The 22,343-nt window shown below is 72.5% G+C and carries 13 protein-coding genes; 5 read left to right on the forward strand and 8 right to left on the reverse strand.

Translation table 11 applies throughout. The features are described 5' to 3' along the window. Nucleotides 1-62: 62 nt before the first annotated feature. From AB0J02_RS11355 to AB0J02_RS11370, 4 genes are all read left to right on the forward strand, one after another. Nucleotides 63-1,433: an extracellular solute-binding protein gene (locus AB0J02_RS11355; RefSeq protein WP_363193349.1), complete on the forward strand. Its 1,371-nt coding sequence runs from the start codon at nt 63-65 to the stop codon at nt 1,431-1,433. Nucleotides 1,434-1,584: 151 nt separating this feature from the next. Next, on the forward strand, nt 1,585-2,913 hold the full coding sequence (locus tag AB0J02_RS11360; RefSeq protein ID WP_363193443.1) for a sugar ABC transporter permease: 1,329 nt from the start codon (nt 1,585-1,587) through the stop codon (nt 2,911-2,913). Continuing rightward, nucleotides 2,910-3,791: a carbohydrate ABC transporter permease gene (locus AB0J02_RS11365; protein WP_363193350.1), complete on the forward strand. Its 882-nt coding sequence runs from the start codon at nt 2,910-2,912 to the stop codon at nt 3,789-3,791. Before AB0J02_RS11360 ends, AB0J02_RS11365 begins: the two co-directional genes overlap by 4 nt. 156 nt (nt 3,792-3,947) lie before the next feature. Beyond that, complete coding sequence (locus AB0J02_RS11370; RefSeq protein ID WP_363193351.1) at nt 3,948-6,182, forward strand: bifunctional glycosyltransferase family 2 protein/CDP-glycerol:glycerophosphate glycerophosphotransferase; 2,235 nt, start codon at nt 3,948-3,950, stop codon at nt 6,180-6,182. Here AB0J02_RS11370 and AB0J02_RS11375 read toward each other — a convergent pair. The 7 genes from AB0J02_RS11375 to AB0J02_RS11405 form a co-directional block, all read right to left on the reverse strand. Then, a complete protein-coding gene (locus AB0J02_RS11375; RefSeq protein WP_363193352.1) occupies nt 6,109-7,254 on the reverse strand; it encodes a glycosyltransferase in 1,146 nt (381 codons plus the stop codon). The two genes, AB0J02_RS11370 and AB0J02_RS11375, sit on opposite strands and share 74 nt — an antisense overlap. Further along, nucleotides 7,251-10,001 carry a CDP-glycerol glycerophosphotransferase family protein gene (locus tag AB0J02_RS11380; protein ID WP_363193353.1) on the reverse strand — a complete coding sequence of 917 codons (2,751 nt, stop codon included), beginning with the start codon at nt 9,999-10,001 and terminating at the stop codon, nt 7,251-7,253. The genes AB0J02_RS11375 and AB0J02_RS11380 overlap by 4 nt, the downstream gene beginning before the upstream one ends. After that, nucleotides 9,998-13,462 carry a CDP-glycerol glycerophosphotransferase family protein gene (locus AB0J02_RS11385; RefSeq protein WP_363193354.1) on the reverse strand — a complete coding sequence of 1,155 codons (3,465 nt, stop codon included), beginning with the start codon at nt 13,460-13,462 and terminating at the stop codon, nt 9,998-10,000. The genes AB0J02_RS11380 and AB0J02_RS11385 overlap by 4 nt, the downstream gene beginning before the upstream one ends. A gap of 164 nt (nt 13,463-13,626) precedes the next feature. Next, a complete protein-coding gene (locus AB0J02_RS11390; RefSeq protein ID WP_363193355.1) occupies nt 13,627-14,481 on the reverse strand; it encodes a TylF/MycF/NovP-related O-methyltransferase in 855 nt (284 codons plus the stop codon). 36 nt (nt 14,482-14,517) lie between these two features. Further along, nucleotides 14,518-15,639: an acyltransferase gene (locus AB0J02_RS11395; protein ID WP_363193356.1), complete on the reverse strand. Its 1,122-nt coding sequence runs from the start codon at nt 15,637-15,639 to the stop codon at nt 14,518-14,520. After that, on the reverse strand, nt 15,636-17,489 hold the full coding sequence (locus AB0J02_RS11400) for a hypothetical protein (RefSeq protein ID WP_363193357.1): 1,854 nt from the start codon (nt 17,487-17,489) through the stop codon (nt 15,636-15,638). The genes AB0J02_RS11395 and AB0J02_RS11400 overlap by 4 nt, the downstream gene beginning before the upstream one ends. Nucleotides 17,490-17,551: 62 nt before the next feature. Continuing rightward, on the reverse strand, nt 17,552-18,256 hold the full coding sequence (locus AB0J02_RS11405; protein WP_363193358.1) for a methyltransferase domain-containing protein: 705 nt from the start codon (nt 18,254-18,256) through the stop codon (nt 17,552-17,554). A 132-nt stretch (nt 18,257-18,388) separates the two neighbouring features. Here AB0J02_RS11405 and AB0J02_RS11410 point away from each other — a divergent pair, with 132 nt between their 5' ends. Continuing rightward, complete coding sequence (locus tag AB0J02_RS11410; RefSeq protein WP_363193359.1) at nt 18,389-20,170, forward strand: hypothetical protein; 1,782 nt, start codon at nt 18,389-18,391, stop codon at nt 20,168-20,170. 10 nt (nt 20,171-20,180) lie between these two features. Here the strand turns inward: AB0J02_RS11410 and AB0J02_RS11415 are convergent, their stop codons facing one another. Continuing rightward, the gene (locus tag AB0J02_RS11415) at nt 20,181-22,274 is read right to left on the reverse strand and encodes a CDP-glycerol:glycerophosphate glycerophosphotransferase (protein WP_363193360.1); all 2,094 of its coding nucleotides are present in this window, start codon (nt 22,272-22,274) and stop codon (nt 20,181-20,183) included. Between the last annotated feature and the right edge of the window lie 69 nt (nt 22,275-22,343).

Raw genomic sequence — 22,343 nt, forward strand, 5'->3', positions numbered from 1 at the left:
CATGACGCACGGGACAGCGCTCAGTACGTGCGTTCAGCGTTCAGGACGAGAACGGGGCAGCGATGCGCAGCACTCTTCGTACACCCATATTCCGCCGAGCCCTCGTGGCCGTGGCCGTAGGGTCACTGGCCCTCGGGCTCACTTCCTGCGGGGACGACAAGAAGGACGACAAGTCCAGCGGGGACAACAGCAGCGAGTCGCCCTCCTCCGGTGTGCAACTGCCGAAGCTGGACGGTCAGTCGCTGGAGATCGCCGCGGTGTGGACCGGCGACGAGCAGAAGAACTTCAAGCAGGTCCTCGCGGAATTCGAGAAGCGGACGGGCGCGAAGGTCACGTTCGTACCGGCGCAGGACCCGATCATCAACTTCCTGGGGTCGAAGGTGGCCGGCGGGGCTCCGCCGGACATCGCGATGCTTCCGCAGCCCGGCGCGATCAAGCAGGCCGTCGACAAGAAGTGGGCCAAGCCGCTCGGCGCGGACGCCCGGGCCCAGCTCACCAAGAACTACAGCACGGGCTGGCAGGAGCTGGGGAAGGTCGACGGGAAGCAGTACGCGGCCTACTACAAGGCCGCGAACAAGTCGCTGGTCTGGTACAACACCAAGGCTTTCGACAACGCGGCGGCGAAGGTGCCGAAGACCTGGAAGGAGTTCCTGGCGACCGCGCAGACCGTCTACGACTCCGGGGTGACGCCCGTGTCGGTCGGCGGGGCCGACGGCTGGCCGCTGACCGACTGGTTCGAGAACATCTACCTCTCCCAGGCGGGCCCGGAGAAGTACGACCAGCTGGCCAAGCACGAGATCAAGTGGACGGACCCGTCCGTCAAGCAGGCGCTGACCACGCTGGCGCAGCTGTGGGGCAAGAGCGACTTCATCGCGGGCGGCAACAAGCAGGCCGTGCAGACCGAGTTCACGAAGTCGGTCGAGCAGACCTTCACCGGCGGCGACCAGCCCAAGGCCGCCATGGTCTACGAGGGCGACTTCGCGCAGGTCAACATCGAGCAGACCAAGGCGAAGATCGGCACGGACGCGAAGGTCTTCCCGTTCCCGGCGGTCGGCGACCAGGCGCCGGTGGTCAGCGGCGGTGACGCGGCGGTGATCCTGAAGGACTCCAAGGCGTCGCAGGCCCTGGTGACGTGGCTGGCCTCGCCCGAGGCGGCGACGATCCAGGCCAAGCTGGGCGGCTACCTCTCCCCGAACAAGAACGTCGATCTGTCGGCGTACCCGAACGAGGTGCAGCGCACGATCGCCAAGGCGCTGGTCGACTCGGGCGACGACTTCCGCTTCGACATGTCGGACCAGACCCCGCAGGCGTTCGGCGGCACGCCCGGCAAGGGCGAGTGGAAGGCGCTGCAGGACTTCCTGGTCGACCCGAAGGACATCGCGGGCACCCAGCGGACGCTGGAGGCCGATGCGGCCAAGGCGTACAAGGACTGACGCGGCGATGACACCGGCCGCCGACGGCGGCGGCCCGGACCACACCGCCAAGTCGCCCGAAAGTCCAGGCGACTTGGCGGCCGCGTCCGGGACCGCCCGCAACGCCCCGTCCGACAAGCCCTCCGGCAAGTCCCCACGTCGTCTCAAGAGCGTGACCGGGACCCGCAGAACGGTCGCGCTGCTGTTCCTGCTGCCCGCGTTGGTGCTGCTCGGCGCGCTGGTCGTGTATCCCATCGGGTACTCGCTCGTGCGCAGCTTCTTCGACACGACGGGCAGCTCGTTCATCGGGTTCGACAACTACGAGACGCTGTTCACCCGCGACGACACCAAAGCCGCGATCAACAACAACCTCTTCTGGGTGGTGCTCGCCCCGACGGTCGCCACGGCGCTCGGCCTGATCTTCGCCGTGCTGACGGAGCGCATCCGCTGGGGCACCGCGTTCAAGCTGGTCGTCTTCATGCCGATGGCGATCTCGATGCTGGCCGCGGGCATCATCTTCCGGCTCGTGTACGACCAGGATCCGGAGAAGGGGGCGGCGAACGCGGTCGTGGTCGGCATCCACGACACGTTCGCCCAGTCGTCCGCCTTCCCGAAGGCGCATCCACGGCCGAACGGGACGCTCGCCGGCAAGAGCGGCGGGCCGTTCCTCACCAAGGAGCCGGTGCGGGCCGGGCAGCCGGTGAAGCTCGCGCTCGTCGGGGTCGCCGCCGACCAGATGCCGAAGGACGCCAAACCGGCGAAGGAACCGCGGAACGCGCCGGACGAGGTCACCGGCACCGTCTGGCAGGACTTCACCCTCGGCAAGGGCGCGGGCGGCGTCAACGGCATCGACTCCTCCGAGGTCGGCTACCCGGGCATGCGGATCGAGGCCGTCAAGGACGGCAAGGTGGTGGCCTCCACCACGGCCGCGGCCGACGGGACGTTCAGCCTGCCCGCCAAGGCCGAAGGAGCCCAACTCCGGCTGCCCGCCTCGAACTTCGTGGAGCCCTACAACGGCGTCGACTGGCTGGGCGACAAGAAGTTCTTCACCCTCCACCTCGGCGGCTTCGATCTCTACCTCAACATCGTCACGACCTCGATCATGGTGTCGTACGTGTGGATGTGGGCCGGCTTCGCGATGGTCCTGATCGGCGCCGGACTCGCCAGTATCCCCAGGGAACTGCTGGAGGCGGCCCGGGTCGACGGGGCGACGGAGTGGCAGGTGTTCCGGCGCGTCACGGTGCCGCTGCTCGCGCCGGTGCTCGCCGTCGTCATGGTGACGCTGATGATCAACGTGCTGAAGATCTTCGACCTGATCTTCATCATCGCGCCCGGCTCCTCGCAGGACGACGCCAACGTCCTGGCGCTGCAGCTGTACCGGTCGGCGTTCAGCGAGGGCAACGAGGGTCTGGCCAGCGCGATCGCGGTCCTGCTGCTGCTGCTCGTGATCCCGGTGATGTGGTTCAACATGAGGCGACTTCGGCGGGAGGCACGACGATGACCACCGTCGACCAGACAGTGAAGAAACCGCGGTCGTTCGCGAGCCGCGTCACCGAGAAGGTCGGCGGCGGATTCCTGCAGTTCGTCCTCATCCTGGTGGGCGCGCTGTGGCTGGTGCCGACGGTAGGGCTGCTGCTGTCCTCGCTGCGCAGCCCGGAGGACATGGCGGCGAGCGGCTGGTGGAAGGTGCTCAGCAAGCCCTCGCAGCTCACCTTCGACAGCTACAGCAAGCTCCTGGAGAACTCCGACATCACCAGGTCCCTGATCAACACGGCGCTGATCACGGTGCCGGCGACGCTGCTCGTCATCATCATCGGCTCGCTGGCCGGGTACGCGTTCGCGTGGATGGAGTTCCCGGGCCGCGACTGGTGGTTCCTGATCGTGGTGGGCCTGCTGGTGGTGCCGGTGCAGCTCGCCCTGGTGCCGATCGCCAAGCTCTTCGGCAACATCGGGATCTTCGGTTCGCTGTTCGGCGTGATCCTCTTCCACGTCGGGTTCGGGCTGCCGTTCGCGGTGTTCCTGCTACGGAACTTCTTCGCGGAGATCCCCCGCGAACTCCTGGAGGCGGCCCGCCTCGACGGCGCGGGCGAACTGCGGCTGTTCGTCCGGGTCGTGATGCCGCTGGGCGGTCCGGCGATCGCCTCGCTCGGCATCTTCCAGTTCCTGTGGGTGTGGAACGACATGCTGGTCGCGCTGATCTTCACGGACACCGACAGCCAGCCGATCACGGTGGCCCTGCAGACCCAGGTGCGGCAGTTCGGCAACAACATCGACGTGCTCGGGCCGGGCGCCTTCATCTCGATGGTGATCCCGCTGGCCGTGTTCTTCGCGTTCCAGCGACAGTTCGTGTCCGGGGTGATGGCGGGCGCGGTGAAGTAGCGGACGATCATGCGGTGACGGGGGCGGGCCGGGCACCACGGCCCGCCCCCGTCGCGCTCGCACGTACGTCCCCCGTCTGCCACATCCGGCGTAACCGATCACTCCGTCGGGCGTTCCCGGGCAATATGCCCGCGCCGACCCCCTGGATGTGCAGCCTTGCCCCGGTTCAGTGTCATCGTTCCCGTGTACAAGGTGCAGGCCTACCTGCACGAATGCCTCGCGTCGGTCCTGGAGCAGTCCTTCTCCGACTTCGAAGTGATCGCGGTGGACGACTGCTCGCCGGACGCCTGTGGCGCGATCATCGACGAGGTCGCGACGCTCGACCCGCGGGTCAGACCGGTCCACCTCGACGAGAACGTCGGCCTGGGCCGCGCCCGCAACGCGGGCCTCGCACACGCCACCGGGGACTACGTCCTGTTCCTCGACAGCGACGACGCGCTGACGCCGGGCGCGCTGCGGGCGATCGCGGACCGCGTCAAGGAGACCGGCTCCCCCGATGTCCTGGTCCACGACTACGCGCGCACGTTCTGGGACGGCCGCGAGGTCCGCAACCAGTACGCGCACCTGCTCACCCAGGAAGGCCCCGCGCCCTTCCGGCTCCTCGACCGGCCGGACCTGCTGCGGCTCCTGATGGTGGTGTGGAACAAGGCGTACAACCGGGAGTTCATCGAGCGGGAGGCCTTCACCTTCCCTCCCGGCTACTACGAGGACACGCCGTGGACGTACCCGGTCCTGATGGCCGCCGAGACCGTCGCGACCCTGGACCGGGTCTGCGTCCACTACCGGCAGCGGCGTCAGGGCAACATCCTCGGCACGACCTCCCGCAAGCACTTCGACATCTTCGACCAGTACGAGCGCGTCTTCGCGTTCCTCGACCAGCACCCCGACCTGGACGCCGAGTGGCGGGCGGTCATGTTCCGGCGCATGGTCGACCACCTGTCCACCCTCTTCACCAAGCCGGGGCGGCTGCCGCGCCGCAGCCACGCCGAGTTCCTGCGCAGGTCCCGCACGCACTACGCCCGCTACCGGACCGTCGGGTCCCGCGTCCCGCTCAGGACCCGGCTGCGGCACGCCCTGATCCGCCTCGGCTCGCACCGCACGTACCGCGCCCTGTGGACGGCCCTGCGCGTCAAACGACGCGTGCACCGCTACGCCGCCACGGCCCGCCGCACCCTCAGGGCGAGCGCCCTGCAACTCCACTACCACGTCCAACTCCGGCTCCCGGTACGGGAGAACGAGGCCGTCTTCGCCAGTTACTGGGGCCGCGGGCACGGCTGCAACCCGGGCGCGCTGGAGGAGGCGTTCCGCGCGTACGCCCCGCAGGTGCGCACGGCCTGGATCGCGCACCCCGAGCACCACCACACGGTCCCGGCCGCCACCCGCCGGCTCACCCCCGGCACGGCCGCGTACTGGACGGCGCTCGCCCGCTCCAAGTACCTGGTCAACAACGTCAACTTCGACCGCCGCCTGATCAAGCGCCCCCGTCAGGTCCTGATCCAGACCCAGCACGGCACCCCGCTGAAGAAGATGGGGCTCGACCTCCAGGACTATCCCGCGGCCGCCCGCGACACGGACTTCGGGCAGCTGATGCGCAACGCCGACAAGTGGGACTACGTCCTGTCCTCCAACCGCCACTCGACCCTCGTCTGGGAGCGCGTCTTCCCGTCCTCGTACACGACTCTCGAGTACGGCTATCCGCGCAACGACCGTCTCCACGCGGCGACTTCGCAGGAGGTCGCGCGGATCCGCGAGTCGCTGGGCATCCCGCGCGACACGACCGCGATCCTGTACGCCCCCACGCACCGCGACTACCGGGCCACCCCGCGCCGGACGCTGGACCTGGAGCGGATGCTGCGCACGCTCGGCCCCGGCTTCGTGCTCCTCGTCCGCTCGCACCACGTGTACGAGGCGCCGGCGGCGCACGCGGCGGGCGGCCGCCTCATCGACGTGACGGACCACCCGAGTGTGGAGTCCCTCTGCCTGGCCTCGGACGCGCTGGTCACGGACTACTCGTCGCTGATGTTCGACTACGCGTGCCTGGACCGGCCGCTGGTGATCCACGCCGACGACTGGGAGGCGTACGAGGCGTCCCGCGGCACCTACTTCGACCTGCGGTCCTTCCCGCCGGGCGCGGTGGCCCGGTCCGAGGACGAACTGGTCGACATCTTCGCCACCGGGCACTGGCGCGGCTCGCGCTCCGCGCAGCTGCGGGCCGCGTTCCGCGAGCGGTTCTGCGTCTACGACGACGGGCGCGCGGGTGAGCGCGTGGTGCGGCGGCTGGTGCTGGGCGAGGCCGTCGGACCGGTGCCCGGAGGGGCTACCGCTCCAGGAGAGCGAACAACTCCTCCCACCTCTCCAGGACCCGCTCCTCGGAGAACCGCTGGACGTTGACGCGCGCCCGCTCCCCCATGGCGTCCCGCAGCCGCGGATTGCCGGTGAGGCGCAGCAGCCGGTCGGCGAGGGCGTCCAGGTCGCCGAGCGGGGCGAGGAGGCCGTCCTCGCCGTCCCGGACGATCTCGCGGACGCCGGGCGCGCAGTCGAACGCGGCGCACGGCACGGCGCTGGCCATCGCCTCCATGAGGGCCAGCGGGAAGCCCTCTCCGCGCGAGGACTGGGCGAACACGGAGGAGGCGGCGAGGGCGCCCGGCACGTCGTCGGTGCGCCCGAGCCACTTCACCGATGTGTCGAGCCCCAACTCTGTGCACTGGCGGCGCAGTTGAGACTCGTCCGCGCCCGCCCCGTACACGTGCAGCTGCCAGCCCGCGCGGAACGGCGCGACCCTCGCCCAGGTGTCGAGCAGCATGTCGACGCCCTTCTGGTCGGCGAGCCGGCCGATCGAGCAGACGACCTTCTCCGTGCGCGGTGACGGGAGCGCGGGCAGGTGGGCGAGGGCGTTGGGCATGAAGCCGACGTTGTTCAGGCCCTCGGCGGTCCAGATGTCGGCGTCCTCCTGGGTGAGCGCCAGCCAGCGGTCGACGTGCGGGTAGTGCCGCTTCACCCAGTGGTAGCGGTGGCAGGCGCGGGAGTACGCGAACGACTCGTGGCTCATGCCGACGACCGTGAGGTGCGAGGTGTCGATCTCGCGCAGCCACTCCATCGGCCACACCTGGGTGACGACCACGACGGAGCCGGGCGGCGCCGGGCGCAGGATCGACTCCAGCGCGGCGACGGCCCGCTTCTTCTCGGCGACCCTGCGGGACTCGCGGCGGCGCGCGGGAACACTGAACCGGCGGGCGCCGCGCAGCGGCCGCGGGGTCGGCGGGTGCTGCGTGTAGAGGCTGGTCACCGGGTAGCCGGGCGCCGTCGGCACCGCCATTTTCAGGTCGGACTCGTGGACGCCGATGACGTGCACGCGGTGGCCCGCACTCGTGAACAGGCGGGCCATCTGGTGGGTCCAGGCGGTGACGCCGCCGAGCTCGTCGGTGGTGTTGGCGACGAGGAAGAGGTCGCGGGCCGCGGTCATGAGCCTGCCTTTCGCGTGAAGAGGGCGTCGACGACGGCGCGGGCGGCGCCTCCGTCGTCGTACGCCCCGAACTCGGCGGCGAACGCCCGCCGTGCCTCCTGCCAGTCGTCGTCCGTCTCCTTGATCCCGGCGAGGGTGCGGTGCAGTTCGTCCTGGGTGGCGACGACCGGGCCGCCCGCGCGGGCGCGCAGGTCGAAGTAGCTGCCGCGCTCGGCGGCGTACGCGTCGAGGTCGGGGGCGAAGTGCACGAGGGGGCGGTCGAGGAGCGCGTAGTCGAACATGATCGACGAGTAGTCGGTGACCAACACGTCGGCCAGGCAGAGGAGTTCGCTGACGTCGTGGTGGGCGGAGACGTCGATGACGGTGCCGGGCGGGGTGACCGGCAGGGCGGCCGCCTCCATGTAGTGGGCGCGCACGAGGAGCACGTGCGTGTCGCCGAACTGCTCCGCGAACCGGCGGACGTCGAGCGGCAGCCGGACGGTGTTCTTCTTCGGTGCGCCGCGGAACGTGGGGGCGTACAGGACGACCGTCCGGTGGTCGGGGATGCCGAGGGCGACGGCCAGGGCCGGGCGCGGGAAGCGGCCCTCGCGGCCGTCGCGTTTCCTGGCCGCCACGAGGCGGTCGTTGCGCGGGTAGCCGACGCGCATCAGTCGGTCCCCGGAGATCCGGTAGGCGTGCGCGAGGGTGTTCACGTCGTGTTCCGAGCGGACCAGGAAGTGGTCGAACCGGTCGACGGCGCGGGCGAGTTGCTCACGCCGCGGGGCGTTCTGCGTCTTGTGCCGGATCTCGTCGAAGCCCATCCGCTTGTACGCGGAGCCGTGCCAGGTCTGCAGGTACGTGGTGTGCTTCGGCTTGTCGAGGGCGTGCGGGAAGCCCTGGTTGTCGACCCACCATTCGGCGCGGGCCAGGGCCCACAGGTACCGCCAGGACCAGCGGCGTACGAGCTTGGCGTCCGGGGGGAAGCCGTCCGGGGACGTCGCGTACGACCACACGACGTGCGCCCCGCGGCGCCGGGCGACGAGCTCCTCGTGGATGGCGCGGGGGCTGTCGCCGTAGCACTTGCCCATGTGGCTCTCGAAGACGACGGTGCCGCGGCTGACGGGCAGCCGGCACAGAACCCGGCGGTAGACGCGGATCTTGACGCGCTGCGAGTGCAGGGCCTGGTACTTCTTGCGGAGCTTCTTCCAGAGCTGTTTGACCTTGCGGGCCGGGCGGAAGTTCGTGGCGTACCGGGCGAGGGCGTTGGCCTTGCGGGCGGGCCGTTCGCGCGGCAGCAGGCAGACGGCGAGGTGGTGCCTGGCAGTGACGTAGGGCTGCCAGGTGTCGGCGGTGAGGCGGCTCAGCCGGGGCCTGGCCGGGAGGGCGGTGTCCTTGCCGGGGACGGTGTCCGGTTCGGCGAACAGGTCGAGCGGGGGCAGGAGTTCACCGTCGACGCCGAGCCGCAGCCGCGGATCCCACACGCGGTCGCCGATGCCGCGGGGGCGCAGCATGCGGGTGAGCGGGACGGCGGCGCGCCACGCGATGGTGCCGCCGTGCTCGCCGTGTTCGTGGTGCTCGCTCTGGAGTCGTACGTCCTCGACGGGCACGGTCACCGTCTTCTCGCCGGCGTCGCGTACCTTGAAGTCGAGGGTCGCGGTGAGGACGCTCGCGCGCTCGCCGTCGAACAGGCCGGGCGGCACGACGACTTCGCCTTCGACGACGAGCCGTCCGTCCTCGCGGGCGCACCGGGTGACGCGGTTGAGCAGCGCGAGGTCGCGGGGGGCCCGGTGCTGGTGCCCGAGTTCGGTGACGTCGTACGCGGCGCCGGTGTGGCCCGCGCTCCAGTGGACGCGGTCGCCGCTGCGGGCCAGGGGGGTGACGATGGTGCCGGGCCGTTCCAGGGCGTACGCGGCGGTGAGTACGCCGTCCGCGTCCCCGTCGGCGAGCAGCCGGGCGGCGACCCGGTCCAGGGGCGGGAGCTGTGCCAGTACGGCGGTGTCGAGCAGACCGTCGAGCAACTGCGCGGCCTGTGCCGCCAGTTGGGCGCGGCGGGCGCGGTCGAGGCCGAGGAAGGCGCGGGCGCACGGCAGGACGTGGTCGACGACGAAGGCGTGCGCGCGGCGGGACCGCAGCTCCGGGTCGGCGATCAGGGCGAGGGCGCGGCGGTGCTCGTCGGCGGCCGCGGGGAGGTCGCGGAGCGGGTCGGGGGCGGCGCGGTGGGTGGTGATCAGGTTGGGGACGAGGGCGATGCGGCGGGCGGCGACGGCACGGCCGAGTCCCGTCGTGGCCTCCCCCACCAGCGCGCGCCGCACGCAGTACCCGGCCGTGAGCGCGGACCGCGTCAGCAGCTCCGGCGCCTCGGCCACGGTGTCGAGGACCCGCGACCTGGCGTACAGGCCGGCCTGCCACTCGGGGGCGCGCTCCTTCGTGCCGGTGCCGGTCAGCCGGGTCCAGCGGCCCGCGATCAGGTCGGCGCCGGTGCGGCGGGCCGCCGCGTAGAGGTTGCGGCAGGCGTTGCGCTCCAGGAGTTCGCCGGGGGCCAGCGGCAGGACGTAGGTGCCGCGGGGGGCGCCGAGGCGGACCCGGCGGGGGTGGCCGGCGACCAGGGCGGTGCCCGCCTCGCCGACGCCGTCGCCGGTGAGCACGGCCTCCGTGGCGGCGAGGGTCTGGTCCAGGACCGAGCGGACCGAGGCCCGCAGCCGCGCCGGGTCGGTGCCCGCCGGGCAGTCGAGAAGGACGCTGACGTCGATGGCCTCGGGGGCGCTCATCGCGGGCCCCCGTCCGTGCCGTGGGCGAGCATCGCGTCGGCGACCTGCGCGGCGGCGGTGCCGTCGTCGAGGTCGCAGAACGCCTCACGGAACCGCGCGTACGCGTCCCGGTGCCCGGCGACGGCGGCGTCCGGGTCGAGCAGCGCGGCGATCACCTCGTCGCTGCTGCGCAGCAGTGGCCCCGGGGCCTGCGCGCCGAAGTCGAAGTAGAAGCCGCGCAGGGAGTCCCGGTAGTGGTCGAGGTCGTAGGTGTGGAACAGCATCGGCCGGCCGGTCTGCGCGAAGTCGAACATCATCGAGGAGTAGTCCGTCACCAGGACGTCGGCGATGAGCAGGAGTTCGGCCGCGTCGGGGTGGCGGGTCACGTCGCGCACGAAGTCGGAGGCGGGTACGGCGCCGCCGACCAGGTAGTGGCGGCGGACCAGCAGGACGTGGTCGTCGCCGAGGGCCGCCTGCGCCGCCGCCAGGTCCAGCTGGAGGTCGAGGCCGTAGCGTCCCGACTTGCGGGGCTGGTTCTCGCGCCAGGTCGGTGCGTAGAGGATGACCCGCTTGCCCTCGGGGATGCCGAGGCGCTCGCGCACGGACGCGATGAGCTTGTCGCGGTCGGGGGCGTGCAGCACGTCGTTGCGCGGATAGCCGGAGGCGAGGACGGTGCCGGTGTAGCCGAAGGCGCCGCGCAGGACCGGCGTGGAGAAGCTGTTCGGGGAGACGAGCAGCGACCACTGGGCGGCGCGGTCGGGCAGCGTGGCGATGAACTGCACGTCGGCGGAGGCGCTGCCCGTCAGGTCGCGGCCGATCCGCTTGAGCGGGGTGCCGTGCCAGGTCTGGACGACGCACTGGCCCTCGGCGCGCTCGAACCAGTCGGGCAGGTGCGTGTTGGTGACGATGTACCGGCAGCGGGCCAGCGCCTCGTGCCAGGCGGCGCTCCACATCGCTACGGGCGCGGCGCCGGGCGGCAGCTCCACCTGCTGGTCGCGCACCGCCCACAGGTGCTCCAACTCGGTTCCTCGCGAGGCCAGTTCGTCGAAGACGGCGCGCGGCGAGTCGGAGTGCTGGCGCCCGTCGAAGCTGACGTAGAGGACGGCGTCGCGGCGCGGCAGGGTGCGCTGCGTCGCGTAGGCGGCGCGCAGGGCGTTCTGTGCGCCGCGCCCGCGGTCCGGCTCCGGCAGCGACGTGCCGGAGGTGAGCAGGAGCTGGTCGTGGTGGCGGCGCTGCACGACGAAGTCCCGGCCGCCCAGCTCCCTGGTGAGCGGCAGCTCCGGGTGGCGGGCGGGCGAGACGAGGACGGGGACGCGGCTGTCGGGGTCGCTGTCGCCGGTCCCGCGCAGGAACAGGTACCAGTTGCCTTCGGCCAGCGGCAGCGTGCCGGCCGGGCCGGGGAGCGCGTGCGGGTCCAGCGAGACCTCGAAGCGGCCGTCGGCGAGCGTGACCGGGACGACGGCCTCCTCGTCGTGGCCGCTGTGCACGAGGACCAGCTCGCGCCGCCCGGCGTCCGGGTAGCTGCCCGCCAGCAGCAGCCGGCCCGACTCCGCCCAGCGGACGGTGTCGACGACGGGCCGTACCGTCTGGTCGCGCAGTTCGGTGTTGCCGGACGGGTTGGCGAGCACCATCAGCTCGCGGCCGCCGCCGAGGCCGTAGCGGCCGGGCGCGATGTCGGGGCGCACGGCGAGCGAGGCCCAGCTGCCGTCCGGGCGGACCAGCCCGGCGCCCCACGGGTCGGCGGGCCCGTCCGAGCCGCCGAAGAGGGCCAGCGGCACCTCGGCGGTGAAGGTGCGCCCGTCGACGGCGACGGGCAGGTCGTGGGCCTCCTTGGTGCGCCAGTTCTCCACGCGCACGGCGACCGGCGCGGCGGCCCCGTGGTCCGCCAGCTCGCCGTGCAGCAGGACCCTTTCTCCGTCGCCGGAGTGTGCGGCGAGCCGGGCGGGCAGCCGCTCCACGCGCAGCCGGAGCCGGCCGCCCCGCAGGGTGGGCGCGACCCGCAGGAAGTCGTCGAGGTGCCGTACGGGCAGCGGGCACGGGCCGTTCATCCGGACCGGCCCGGTGCGCGGCAACAGGCTGCCCGCGTAGGCGCCGAGCTCCAGGTTCCAGGTGGTGCTGGCCCGGCCGGTGACGAGCTTCGCCGGGTCGAGAACCGTCTCGAACCCGGCCCGGTCGTAGCTGTGCAGCCCCTGCTTGGAGGCGAGCGTCGCCTCGCGGGAGCGGACGGTGCGCAGCCGCAGCGGTACGGCCCGGCGCTTGCCCGCGCGCAGCCAGGCGACGCGGACGCGGGCGCCGAGCCGGCCCGCGGGCAGGTTGCGTACGTACGCGTAGCCCTTGAGCCGCAGCGTGCCGTCCTCACCCCAGGCCGCGTACGTGACGCGGGCCTCCAGCGGCAGGTCCCCCCGGGCCAGGTCGACGACCTTGCGCGGCAGCCGGCCGGTCAGGGCGGGGAAGTCGGCCCGGCGTCCGCGCAGTCCGCGGCGGGCCCGGAAGGCGCCCGGGTTGCGCTTCTCGTACGCCATGAAGGCGAGCAGTTCCGTCGTGCGGCGCTCGCGGATCAGCCGCCAGCGCACCCGCAGCCCGAGCGGCAGTTCGTCGAGGACGGCCGGGTCGACTCCTGCGGCGAAGGAGTTGGCGTGGTCGAGGAACGCCTCGTGGTAGGCGGCGTCCCCGTCGGGGAGCGCCTCCATGAACATCCACAGGTCGCCGGCGAGGACGGAGGCGTCGTAGCGCCGCTTGGCCTCCTGCCACTCGGGCCGCCCGGCGAGGAAGGTGCTGACGTGGGCGACGGAGCCGGTGCGGTCGTGGACGGCGCGCGGGAGGGCGCGGCGGTTGGAGATGGAGCCGTCGCGGTCCCGCCACAGGTAGACGGTGTCGTCCAGGACGTCGACCGAGCGGGCCAGGAAGTGGGCGGGCAGCACGACGGGGATGTCCTCGAAGAGCACGCCCTCCGGGAAGGCGAAGGAGTGCTTGTCCCAGAAGCTGCGCCGGAACACCTTGTTGCAGGCGATCCGGTCGGCGAGCAGGTCCCAGTCGGCGGTGACGTGGGTGGCGGTGCGGGTCGAGGCCATCGCCCTGCGGAACATGGGCGACTGCTCGGTGGAGCCGTCGGCGCGCAGCCGGTGGACGTTGCCGGTGACGAAGTCCGAGCCGGACTCCTCCAGGGCGTTCAGCATCAGCTCGTAGGCGGCCTCGGGGATCACGTCGTCGCTGTCCACGAAGGCGAGGTAGCCGCCGGTGGCGTGCCGGGTGCCGGCGTTGCGGGCGGCGCCGAGGCCGGCGTTGGCCTGCTCGACGAGGTGGAACCGGGGGTCCCCGGCCGCGAACTCGCGCGCGATCCCGCCGCTGTCGTCGGTGGAGCCGTCGTCGACCATCACGACCTCGAGGTCCGGCATGGTCTGCGCCGAAAGCGACTCCAGGCAGGCGCCGAGGTACTCCTCGACGTTGTGGATGGGAACGACGACGGTGAGGCGGGGTGTCATGCGCTGCGCACATTCCTTCCGGCGGACGGCGATGGGCCTACTCGTTAACAACCGGTGCCGCTGTTCCCGGTCACCCGTCCTGGGCCATTCGAGTGATCACACGTCGGCCCCCGCTCCACGCGACGCGGGGGCCGATCGTCAAGTACACGCAGGTGGAGCGCAGTTCACGGCTTGACCGCGATGCGCCCCTCGTCCATCCGCAGCAGGAGCAGCCGCTCGCCGGTCCGCTCCAGGAACTCGTCGACGGCCTGCCGGGAGCCCTGCCAGTAGCCGTAGTCGTCGATGAGCAGGACGCCGCCGGGCACCAACCGGTCGTAGAGGTGGTCGAGTTCGTGCTTGGTGGAGGCGTACCAGTCGGTGTCGAGCCGCAGGATCGCGATCTTGTCGGGGGCCTCGCCCGGCACGGTGTCCTCGACCTTGCCCTGCACGTAGTGGACGCGCTCGGCCGGGTAAGGCACCTGCTGGAAGCCGGACTTGACGTCGTCGAGGGTGGCGTACGCCCAGATCGCCTTGTCCTTGCCGTGCCGCGCGAGGATGTCGGCGGCGGGCGTGCCGTCGCGCCGCAGGTCCTCGTCGGTGGGCGGGGTCATGCCGTCGTACGTGTCGAAGAGGTACAGGTCGCGGTCGGCGACGCCGCAGCCGAGCAGCGTCTTCGCGCAGGCCTGCATGGAACCGCCGCGCCACACGCCGCACTCGACGATGTCACCGGGGATGCCGTGCCGGACGACGTGCCGGGTGGCGAGGATGAACGCGTTGAGCCGCTCCGGGGACGTCATGGTCCACGGCTTGACCGCGCGGATCGTCTCCTTGGCCTCGTCGTCGTAGTCGACGGGCAGGTGGAGCCCCTTGGACTCAGCGGACGCGGGCGCGGGCGCGGGCTTCGGGGCCTTCGGGACCCCGGCGCGCGGAGCGGGCACCCGCGGGCGGGTCAGCTGGTATCCGATGAGCGTCCGGAGCGCGCCGTTGACGGCTTTCTTCCATGCCATGGGGCGGGACACTACGCGCATTTCACCCTCCATGTCACGGTGCGTCAGGGGTCGGTCACGTTACGTGGCTCAGCGGCGCGTCCACCAGCGCCGGGCGGGTTCCTCGACGTAGGTGTACGCGGCCCAGGACAGGGCGACGACGACGGCCGCGACGCCGAGCAGGGTGAACACGGACTCGTTCGAGGGGTGCGCGCGGCCCCAGTGGTCGACGATCAGGCGGTTGACGGTCTGGTGCAGCAGGTAGAAGGCGTACGACCAGGCGCCGAGCCGCACCATGACCGGGGTGCACAGCCAGCCGCGCCGCCCGTCGCGTTCGCGCTGCACATACGCGACGATCACGAGGACCGAGAAGACTGCCGCCAACGGCCGTACGGAGTAGGTGAGTTGACCGGTGACAGTGTCGGTGAACCAGGCGCCGCGGTGCGCGTACACCACCGTGTACGCGGCGAAGGCGGCGGCGAGGACGCCGGGGCTCAACGGGACGCGGATGCCCCGGCCCACCGCGAGCGCGAGCGTGAGGCCGAGCGCGAACTCGGGCAGCCGGGTCACCGGGTGCCGCATCACCCATTCGCTGTAGAACGGTGAAAGGTGCGTGGCCGTCCACCAGTTGAGGGCCCACATGGCGACGATCCCGGCCCCCGAGAGGCCGAGCAGGGTCCGCGTCCGCAGCCGGTAGGCGCCCCGGATGACGAACGGGAACAGCAGGTAGAAGAGCGCCTCGACGCTGAGCGTCCACGCGACCCCGTTGCCCGGGAACATCGGGACGACGCCGGGGAACCAGGTCTGCACGAGCACCAGCGACGCCAGGAAACTCGGCAGGTCCCACGGCACACCGCCCCACACGTGGAACACCCAGATGCACGGCACGGTCGCCGCCAGGTGCAGCGGGAGGATGCGGCCCGCGCGCCGCCGGTAGAAGTCCTTGGCGCCGGTCCCGGCCCTGTGTCCCCAGGCGAGCAGGAACCCGGACAGGACGAAGAAGAAGTCGACGCCGGTGATGCCGATCGTCGAGTAGGGGAAGAGCACGGGCGCGTGGGCGACGCCGCCGGACGGGCTCGCGCCGGTGAAGTGGTGCGTGAACACGGCGAACGCGGCGAGGAAGCGCAGCCCGGTGAGGGAGTCGAGCCGGTCGGTACGGGCCACCCGGATGCGCTGCCGCAGCGGCTGGGAGGGGACGAGCGCGGTGGTCACCGGAGCACCTCCTGGGAGACGGGCACGACGGGGGTCGGCCGCGCGGGGGCGAGCGGGATGGGGTGTACGTGGCCGCCGTCCGGGGGCGGGGCCACCCCGGCGCCGGTGCCGGGGGGCCGCGGGACGGCCGGGCCCGCCGGTGCGGCGGCCGGGGCGGGGCTGAGCCGCGCCCCGCAGTCGCCGAGGTGGCCGCGTTCGTTCTGCTTCTCGTGGTTCATCCGGTCGATACGGGGCTTCGCCCACTGCCGTACGGCGTCAATGCGGGGCTCTCCGCCCGGCACGGCGGAGGCGAGGACGTAGTCGCCGCCGGTGTTCTCCGGGTACAGCGGCACGTATCCGGCGGCGGTGAGCCGGGCCGCGGTCAGACCGGACTTGCCCGGCCAGGTGCCATGGGTGTGGATGAGTTCGGGGCGGGTCTCGGTCAGCACGTAGTGCGTGAGGGCGGCCTTGTCGTGGGCCGCGTACGCGTCGGCGATCCTGCGGTCGGTGAGGCCCGCGACGTCGACGACCCGCAGCCGGCTGGTGAGCAGCGTGCCGCCCAGGTCGGGCAGGGCGACGGTGGCGCCGGGGCGCAGGCCGAGCCGGTCGGCGTACGCGTCGAAGGTGCGGCCGTAGCGGTCGGCGACCCAGCACATGGAGAGCGTCGGCTCGCGCCGGAACCCCGCGCCGCGGGCCCCCTGTCCGGCGAGGGAGAGCACCAGGGCGCCGGCGACCGCGCAGCCGAGCAGGACCCGGGCCCGCGGCCGTGCCGCGCCCGCCACGGCGGTGACGGCGAGCGCGGCGACGGCCGAGCCGAGCACCCACACCGGGGTGGCGAACCGGTACAGCGGCATCCAGTCCCGCGCGAGCGCCCCGTACGCGAGGAGGGTGAGGGCGAGCGGCACGCACAGCACGGCGAGCACGCGCCGCGCGGGACCCGGCCGCCCCACGACGATCCCGGCGCACGCGACGCAGACGAGGACGAACGCCCAGCCCGCGTAGCCGAGCAGCTCGCTCACCTTCGCCAACTCGGCTGTATCGGGCGGCTGTTGGGATTTGGCGACCGCGGTGTTGGGCAGCCAGAGCCCGAACTCGGCGAACCGCCACAGCAGGAAGGCGCCGTAACCCGCGCCGAACGCGGCGCCGTTGATCAGCGCCGCCCGCAGCGCGTCCCGGCGCCGCAGCAGCAGCACGGTCAGCGGGTACGCGGCGGCGAGCACGGCACCGTCGGGGCGGGTCAGCGCGGCGAGCAGGGCGAGTCCCGCGGCGCCGCACGCGACGCGGGGCGTGGTGCCGCCACGCACGAGCAGCAGGGCCAGAGCGGCGGCGAGCAGCCCGTACAGGGAGTTCTCCAGGCCGGAGAAGCACCACACGACGTACGCCTGGTTCGCGGCGAGCAGTCCGCCCGTGCCGAGCACGACGAGCCAGGCGCGCGCGGGCAGCGCCACCCGCGCCGCTCCCCCGACGCAGGCCAGCGTCCCGGCGACGCAGCCGAGGGCGAGGACCTTGGGGAACAGCGCGAGGTCGCTGACCCCGAACCAGGCGCCGTGGTCGAAGAGGCCGAGGACCCGCCCGACGAGCAGCAGGGCGAGCCAGACCGGGTTGGAGTACCCCTCGACGGGCGGCGCCCCCGCCTGCTGCACCGGGCCGAGGCCGTCCCCGATGCTGCGTACGTAGGCGAAGGTGACGGCGGCGTCGTCGACGATCCACTGGCCGAGCGCCGCGGCGCGCAGGGCGACGAGGGCGGTGCCGCCGAGCACGGCGAGGGGCACGGCCCAGGACCGGGCCGGGATGCCGGGCGGGGCGCCGGGGCGGCGGGCGCCGGGGACGGCCGGGCGGGCCGGGACAGTGGGCCGGTTCAAGATCTTCATCCACTGCCCAACCCCCGCGGGGCCGCCCGGTCACTGGTACTGGCCCGCCCGGGTGACCCGTCTTAGCCCACCTGGGCGGGGACCCCCTGCGGCCGCGCGCACAGCTCGCGCCCGTCGAGCGGTGCCGGGACCGCGATGCCGTCGACGCCGCCGACCCGGTTCGCCCACCAGCGGGTCACTCCGCGCACGAGCCCCATGCGCAGTTCCGGGTACTTCGCGGGCCGCCGGAAGACGCCGACCGTGTCGCCCCAGTAGGAGTTCTTGGCGTCGATCGACGGGTAGTTGTGGCGGATGCCCTTGAAGGGCGGGAAGTCCGTGTGCGCTTCCACCAGTTCGAGCCCGGTGTACGCGGCGAGGGCCCGCATGCCGTCCGGGTAGTAGCGCCAGCAGTCCTGCTCGTCGTGCGCGTGGCCGCGCGAGGGCGCGGTCACGAAGGCGGTGCCGCCGGGCCTGAGCACCCGGGCGATCTCCAGCATCGTCGCCCAGAAGAACGGGATGTGCTCGAAGGCCTGGCCCGAGATGACGAAGTCGGCGCTCCTCGACTTCACGGGGACGCGGTACGGCTTGGTCATCACCCGGTCCACGTTGCGCCCTTCGAGCACGTCCACGCCGACGTAGTCGATGTCGCGCCCGTCCAGCAGCGACCGGTGCGTCCTGGTCTGCTTGTCGGAGATGCGCGATCCCAGGTCGACGACCCGGTGGCGGCCCTCGTGGGGCAGGTACTGCTCGACGCAGAGCTTCATGTGGGCGTACGCGGAGGGGTGCATGCGGGTCGGTTCCTCTCGGCTGGGTCGTGGCGCTCCCTCAACTGCCGGGGCGGCGCGAGGGCTACGGTCCGCGTCAAGCCACCGTGGCCACGTTTTCGTAACGTACCCACTTATGTACCGATAAGTTCAACCATGACCACTCTTCTCGGGGGCAGACGGCTGCCCTTCGTTCCGTCGCCGCAGGGCCGGTCCGCGCCCGGCCGGCCCACGTCACGCGGCCGCGTGGCACGGGCCGCGACCGTCGCCGGACCGGCCCTCGCGCTCGCGGTGCTCGGCCGGCACCACCGCTGGATCGGCGACGACGGCCTCATCTACACGCGGGTGGTGCGCCAGCTCCTCGCCGGCCACGGCCCCGTCTTCAACGTCGGGGAACGCGTGGAGACCTCCACCGGCACCCTGTGGGTGTGGCTCGTCACCGCGGCGACGTACGTCACCCGGCAGGACCCGGCGACGGTCGCCGTGCTCCTCGGCCTCGCCCTCGCCGTCGGCGGGCTCGCCCTCGCGCTGCTCGGGACACTGGAACTGTACGGCCGCCCCGCCCGGGTGGTGCCGCTCGGAGTGCTGGTGCTGCTGCCGGTCCAGGCGGTGTGGGACTACGCCACGTCGGGCCTGGAGACCGGGCTCGCCTTCGCCTGGCTGGGGGCGAGCTGGTGGGCGCTGGTGCGCGCGGCCCGACGCTCATCGGCCCCGGACCCGTCGCCCCAAAACCCTTCGTCCGGGCGCCCGTTCACCGTCGCGGCCGTGCTCCTCGGTCTCGCCCCGCTGGTCCGCCCGGACCTCGCGCTGGTCGCCGTGGTGTACGCGCCGGTGCTGTGGCTGGTGGTGCGCCCCGGACCGCGGCGCACGCTCACGGCCGCGGCGGCGGGCCTCGCGCTGCCGCTCGCCTACGAGATCTTCCGCGCCGGCTACTACGGAATCCTGGTGCCGCTGCCCGCCGTCACGAAGGAGGCGTCCTGGACGCTGTGGGACCGCGGGCTGGTCTATCTCGGTGACTTCACCGGGCCGTACCGCCTGTGGCTCCCGCTCGCCGTGCTCGCGGCGGCGGGCGCGCTCCTCGTCCGGCGCACGGCCCCGCGCGGGCACCGGATGCCGCTGGTCGCCGCCGCCCCCGTGGTGGCGGGCACGGCGACGGCCGTCTTCGTCGTCAAGGTCGGCGGCGACTTCATGCACGGCCGGATGCTGCTGCCGAGCCTGTTCCTGATCCTGCTCCCGCTCTTCGCCGTGCCGTGGTCCAGAGTCACGGCGGCCGCGCTCGCGGCCGTCGCCACCTGGGCGCTGAGCTGCGCGTTCCTGTGGCGCCCCGCGTACCACGGCGGTGACGGCACCTATCACGTGTACGACGAGCACGCCGGCTACGTGGCGAACACCGGGCAGGACCACCCGGTGACCCAACGGGCCCACGCGGACCGGCGGTTCCTCTTCGCGCGCGAGGTCCGCGGCCTCCGCACGGCGGGCACCAGGACCCTGCTGATCGAGACCCGCTACGACCGCACGGTGCTGAAGCTGCCGCTGGCGCCGCGCGTCCCGGCCGCGTTCGTCGGGGTGGAGGCCCGCCTCGGGCACGCCGGGACGGTGATCCCCCTCACCGACCGGGCCGTCGACTCCCTGAGCCTCGCCAACCCGCTGGGCGCGCACACCCCGCCCGTCCTGTTCAGCAAGGCGGGGCACGAGAAACCGGTGGACCCGGCCTGGCTGATCGCCGACTACACGGACCCGGCGCCCGGCGAGAGCGCCCCGGTCCGTGCCGCCCGCCGCGCACTGCGGTGCGGCGCGATCGCGGAGCTCCAGGACTCGGTACGCGCCCCGCTGACCCCGGCCCGCTTCTGGCACAACCTCACCGGCGCCCCGGCCCGCACCGCCCTGCGCGTCCCGGCGGACCCCCTCGACGCGCAACGGGCCTTCTGCGGCGGTTAGTCAGGGCACGTCATCCGTTCAGGAACAGTTTCCGTACGACCCGGTCGGCGGCGCCCCCGTCGTCGTAGGCGCAGAACCGCTCGCGGAAGGCGGCGCGCAGCCGGGTCGTCGCGGGGCTGTCCCAGCCGCCGTCCTGGAAGAGCGCGAGCAGTTCCTCCTCGGTGGTGGCGACCGCGCCCGGGGTGTCGCCGGGCAGTCCCGACAGGAGGTCGAAGTAGGTGCCGCGGGCCAGCCGGTACGCCTGCCAGTCGGGGGCGTAGGTGATGATCGGGCGGTCGAGGCAGGCGTAGTCGAACATCACGGACGAGTAGTCCGTGACGAGGGCGTCGGCGGCGAGGCACAGCTCCTCGACGCGGCCGTGTCCGGTGACGTCGATCAGCCGCGGATGTGTGTCGGCGAGGCCGGCCTCGGCGCCGTAGAAGTAGTGGGCGCGGACCAGGACGACGTGGTCGTCGCCGAGCGCGTCGGCGAACCGGACGAGGTCGAGCCGGGGCAGGAAGCCCTTCTGGTAGTCGCGGTGGGTAGGGGCGTAGAGGATCGCCCGCTGCCCGTCGCCGATCCCCAACTCCCGGCGGATGGCCCGGATTTCGTCGTCGCCGGTGGTGAAGAGGACGTCGTTGCGGGGGTAGCCGAGTTCCAGCGGGGCGTACGCCGACGAGGGGTACACGCGCTCCCACACCTGCGTGGAGTGCGGGTTGGCAGAGAGGCTGTAGTCCCACTGGTCGGTGTGGGCGAGGACCTTGGCGAAGCTGATGCCGTGCGTGCCCGCCGGGTAGCGGCGCTGGTCCAGGCCCATCTTCTTCAGCGGTGTGCCGTGATGGGTCTGGAGGTAGACCTGGCCGGGACGCTTGGTGAAGCCGCCGGGGAAGGACGAGTTGTTGACGAGGTACTTCGCCGTGGCCATGGCCTGCCAGTAGCGGCGCGAGCCCTCGATGACGTACGGGACACCGGCGGGGACGCGCTCCTGGTGGCGGGAGGAGACGACGAAGACGCCCTTGACGTGCGGGGCGGTCCGGCGGGCCGCGGCGTGGATGGCGGCCGGGTTGCAGCTGACGCCGCGGTTCCAGTACGCGCCGTAGACCGCGAGGTCCGGGTCGAGGCGCGCGGTGCGCAGGTCGGTGCGGTAGGCGGCCTTCATGACGCGGGAGCGCAGCCTCTTCTTCTGCCGCTTGAGGGCCGAACCCACCGACCGCTTCAGCCCGTTGGTCTTCTCCTGTTTCTGGTACGCGGGCCAGGACCCGGCGGCGACGGCCTGTTCCCGCTCGTCCAGGGGTGTGTGCCCGGCGGGCCGGTGGGCGCGGTGCAGTTCGGCGGCGAGGCGGAACAGCTCGGGGCGGTCGGCCGCGGGGGTGCGGGTGGAGTCGTCGAGGACGTCGAGGACGCGGCCGACGGCGACGGGGAAGACGCGCTGGGTGTCGCCCGGTCCCGCGAGCAGCTCTCCGTAGCGCTCCACGACCGCGAAGTGCTGACGTCCCGGCGTCGCGGCCAGGCCGCCCGCGCGGCGCCTGCGCCAGCGCACGCAGGGGCGCGGCAGCGTCGCGAGGGTGGCCGCCTCCAGGACGGCACGGTGGGCGGGGACCACGTCCTCGTACGGGCCCTCCGCGGCGAAGGCGAGCCCCCGCTCCGCCCAGAACTCGCGGCGCACGGCGCGGTTCCACGCGGCGGGGGTGAGGGTCAGCGGGTCGGTGTCCCCCGCGAGGTCGTCGCCGCTGCCGCGGACCTTGTCCCACCAGTCGGTGCGGTCGTGGTCGTAGAGCAGGACGTCGGGGTCGCCGGCCCCGGTGAGTGCCACGTCGATCGCGGTGAGGGCGCCGGGCAGCAGGGCGTCGTCGGCATCGAGGAAGAGGAGGTAGGTGCCGGTGGCCACGCGCACTCCCGCGGCGCGGGCGGCGCCGACGCCCTCGCGGGCGGGCAGGGTGACGGCCCGCACCCGCGGATCGCGCCGCGTGTACTCCGCGGCGATCGCGCCGGAGGCGTCCGGCGAGGCGTCGTCGACGACGATCAGCTGCCAGTCCGCGTGGCTCTGGCCGAGCACGGAGTCCAGGCACTCCCGGAGATAGCCCTGGACGCGATACGCGGGAACAATAACGGAGAATCTGGACATAACACCTGACGGTACCTCAGCCTCCCGGCCGTCGAGCGGGCACGGAGCCCCGCGACGGGGGACCCCGGC

Source organism: Streptomyces sp. NPDC050264 (assembly GCF_040655895.1).
In the GTDB taxonomy this organism is placed as follows: Bacteria; Actinomycetota; Actinomycetes; order Streptomycetales; family Streptomycetaceae; genus Streptomyces.

Coding starts and splice junctions, on each gene's coding strand:
- AB0J02_RS11355 (WP_363193349.1), top strand. CDS start 63: ATGCGCAGCACTCTTCGTACACCCATATTCCGCCGAGCCCTCGTGGCC.
- AB0J02_RS11365 (WP_363193350.1), top strand. CDS start 2,910: ATGACCACCGTCGACCAGACAGTGAAGAAACCGCGGTCGTTCGCGAGC.
- AB0J02_RS11375 (WP_363193352.1), bottom strand. CDS start 7,254: ATGACCGCGGCCCGCGACCTCTTCCTCGTCGCCAACACCACCGACGAG.
- AB0J02_RS11380 (WP_363193353.1), bottom strand. CDS start 10,001: ATGAGCGCCCCCGAGGCCATCGACGTCAGCGTCCTTCTCGACTGCCCG.
- AB0J02_RS11385 (WP_363193354.1), bottom strand. CDS start 13,462: ATGACACCCCGCCTCACCGTCGTCGTTCCCATCCACAACGTCGAGGAG.
- AB0J02_RS11390 (WP_363193355.1), bottom strand. CDS start 14,481: ATGGAGGGTGAAATGCGCGTAGTGTCCCGCCCCATGGCATGGAAGAAA.
- AB0J02_RS11400 (WP_363193357.1), bottom strand. CDS start 17,489: ATGAAGATCTTGAACCGGCCCACTGTCCCGGCCCGCCCGGCCGTCCCC.
- AB0J02_RS11405 (WP_363193358.1), bottom strand. CDS start 18,256: ATGCACCCCTCCGCGTACGCCCACATGAAGCTCTGCGTCGAGCAGTAC.
- AB0J02_RS11410 (WP_363193359.1), top strand. CDS start 18,389: ATGACCACTCTTCTCGGGGGCAGACGGCTGCCCTTCGTTCCGTCGCCG.
- AB0J02_RS11415 (WP_363193360.1), bottom strand. CDS start 22,274: ATGTCCAGATTCTCCGTTATTGTTCCCGCGTATCGCGTCCAGGGCTAT.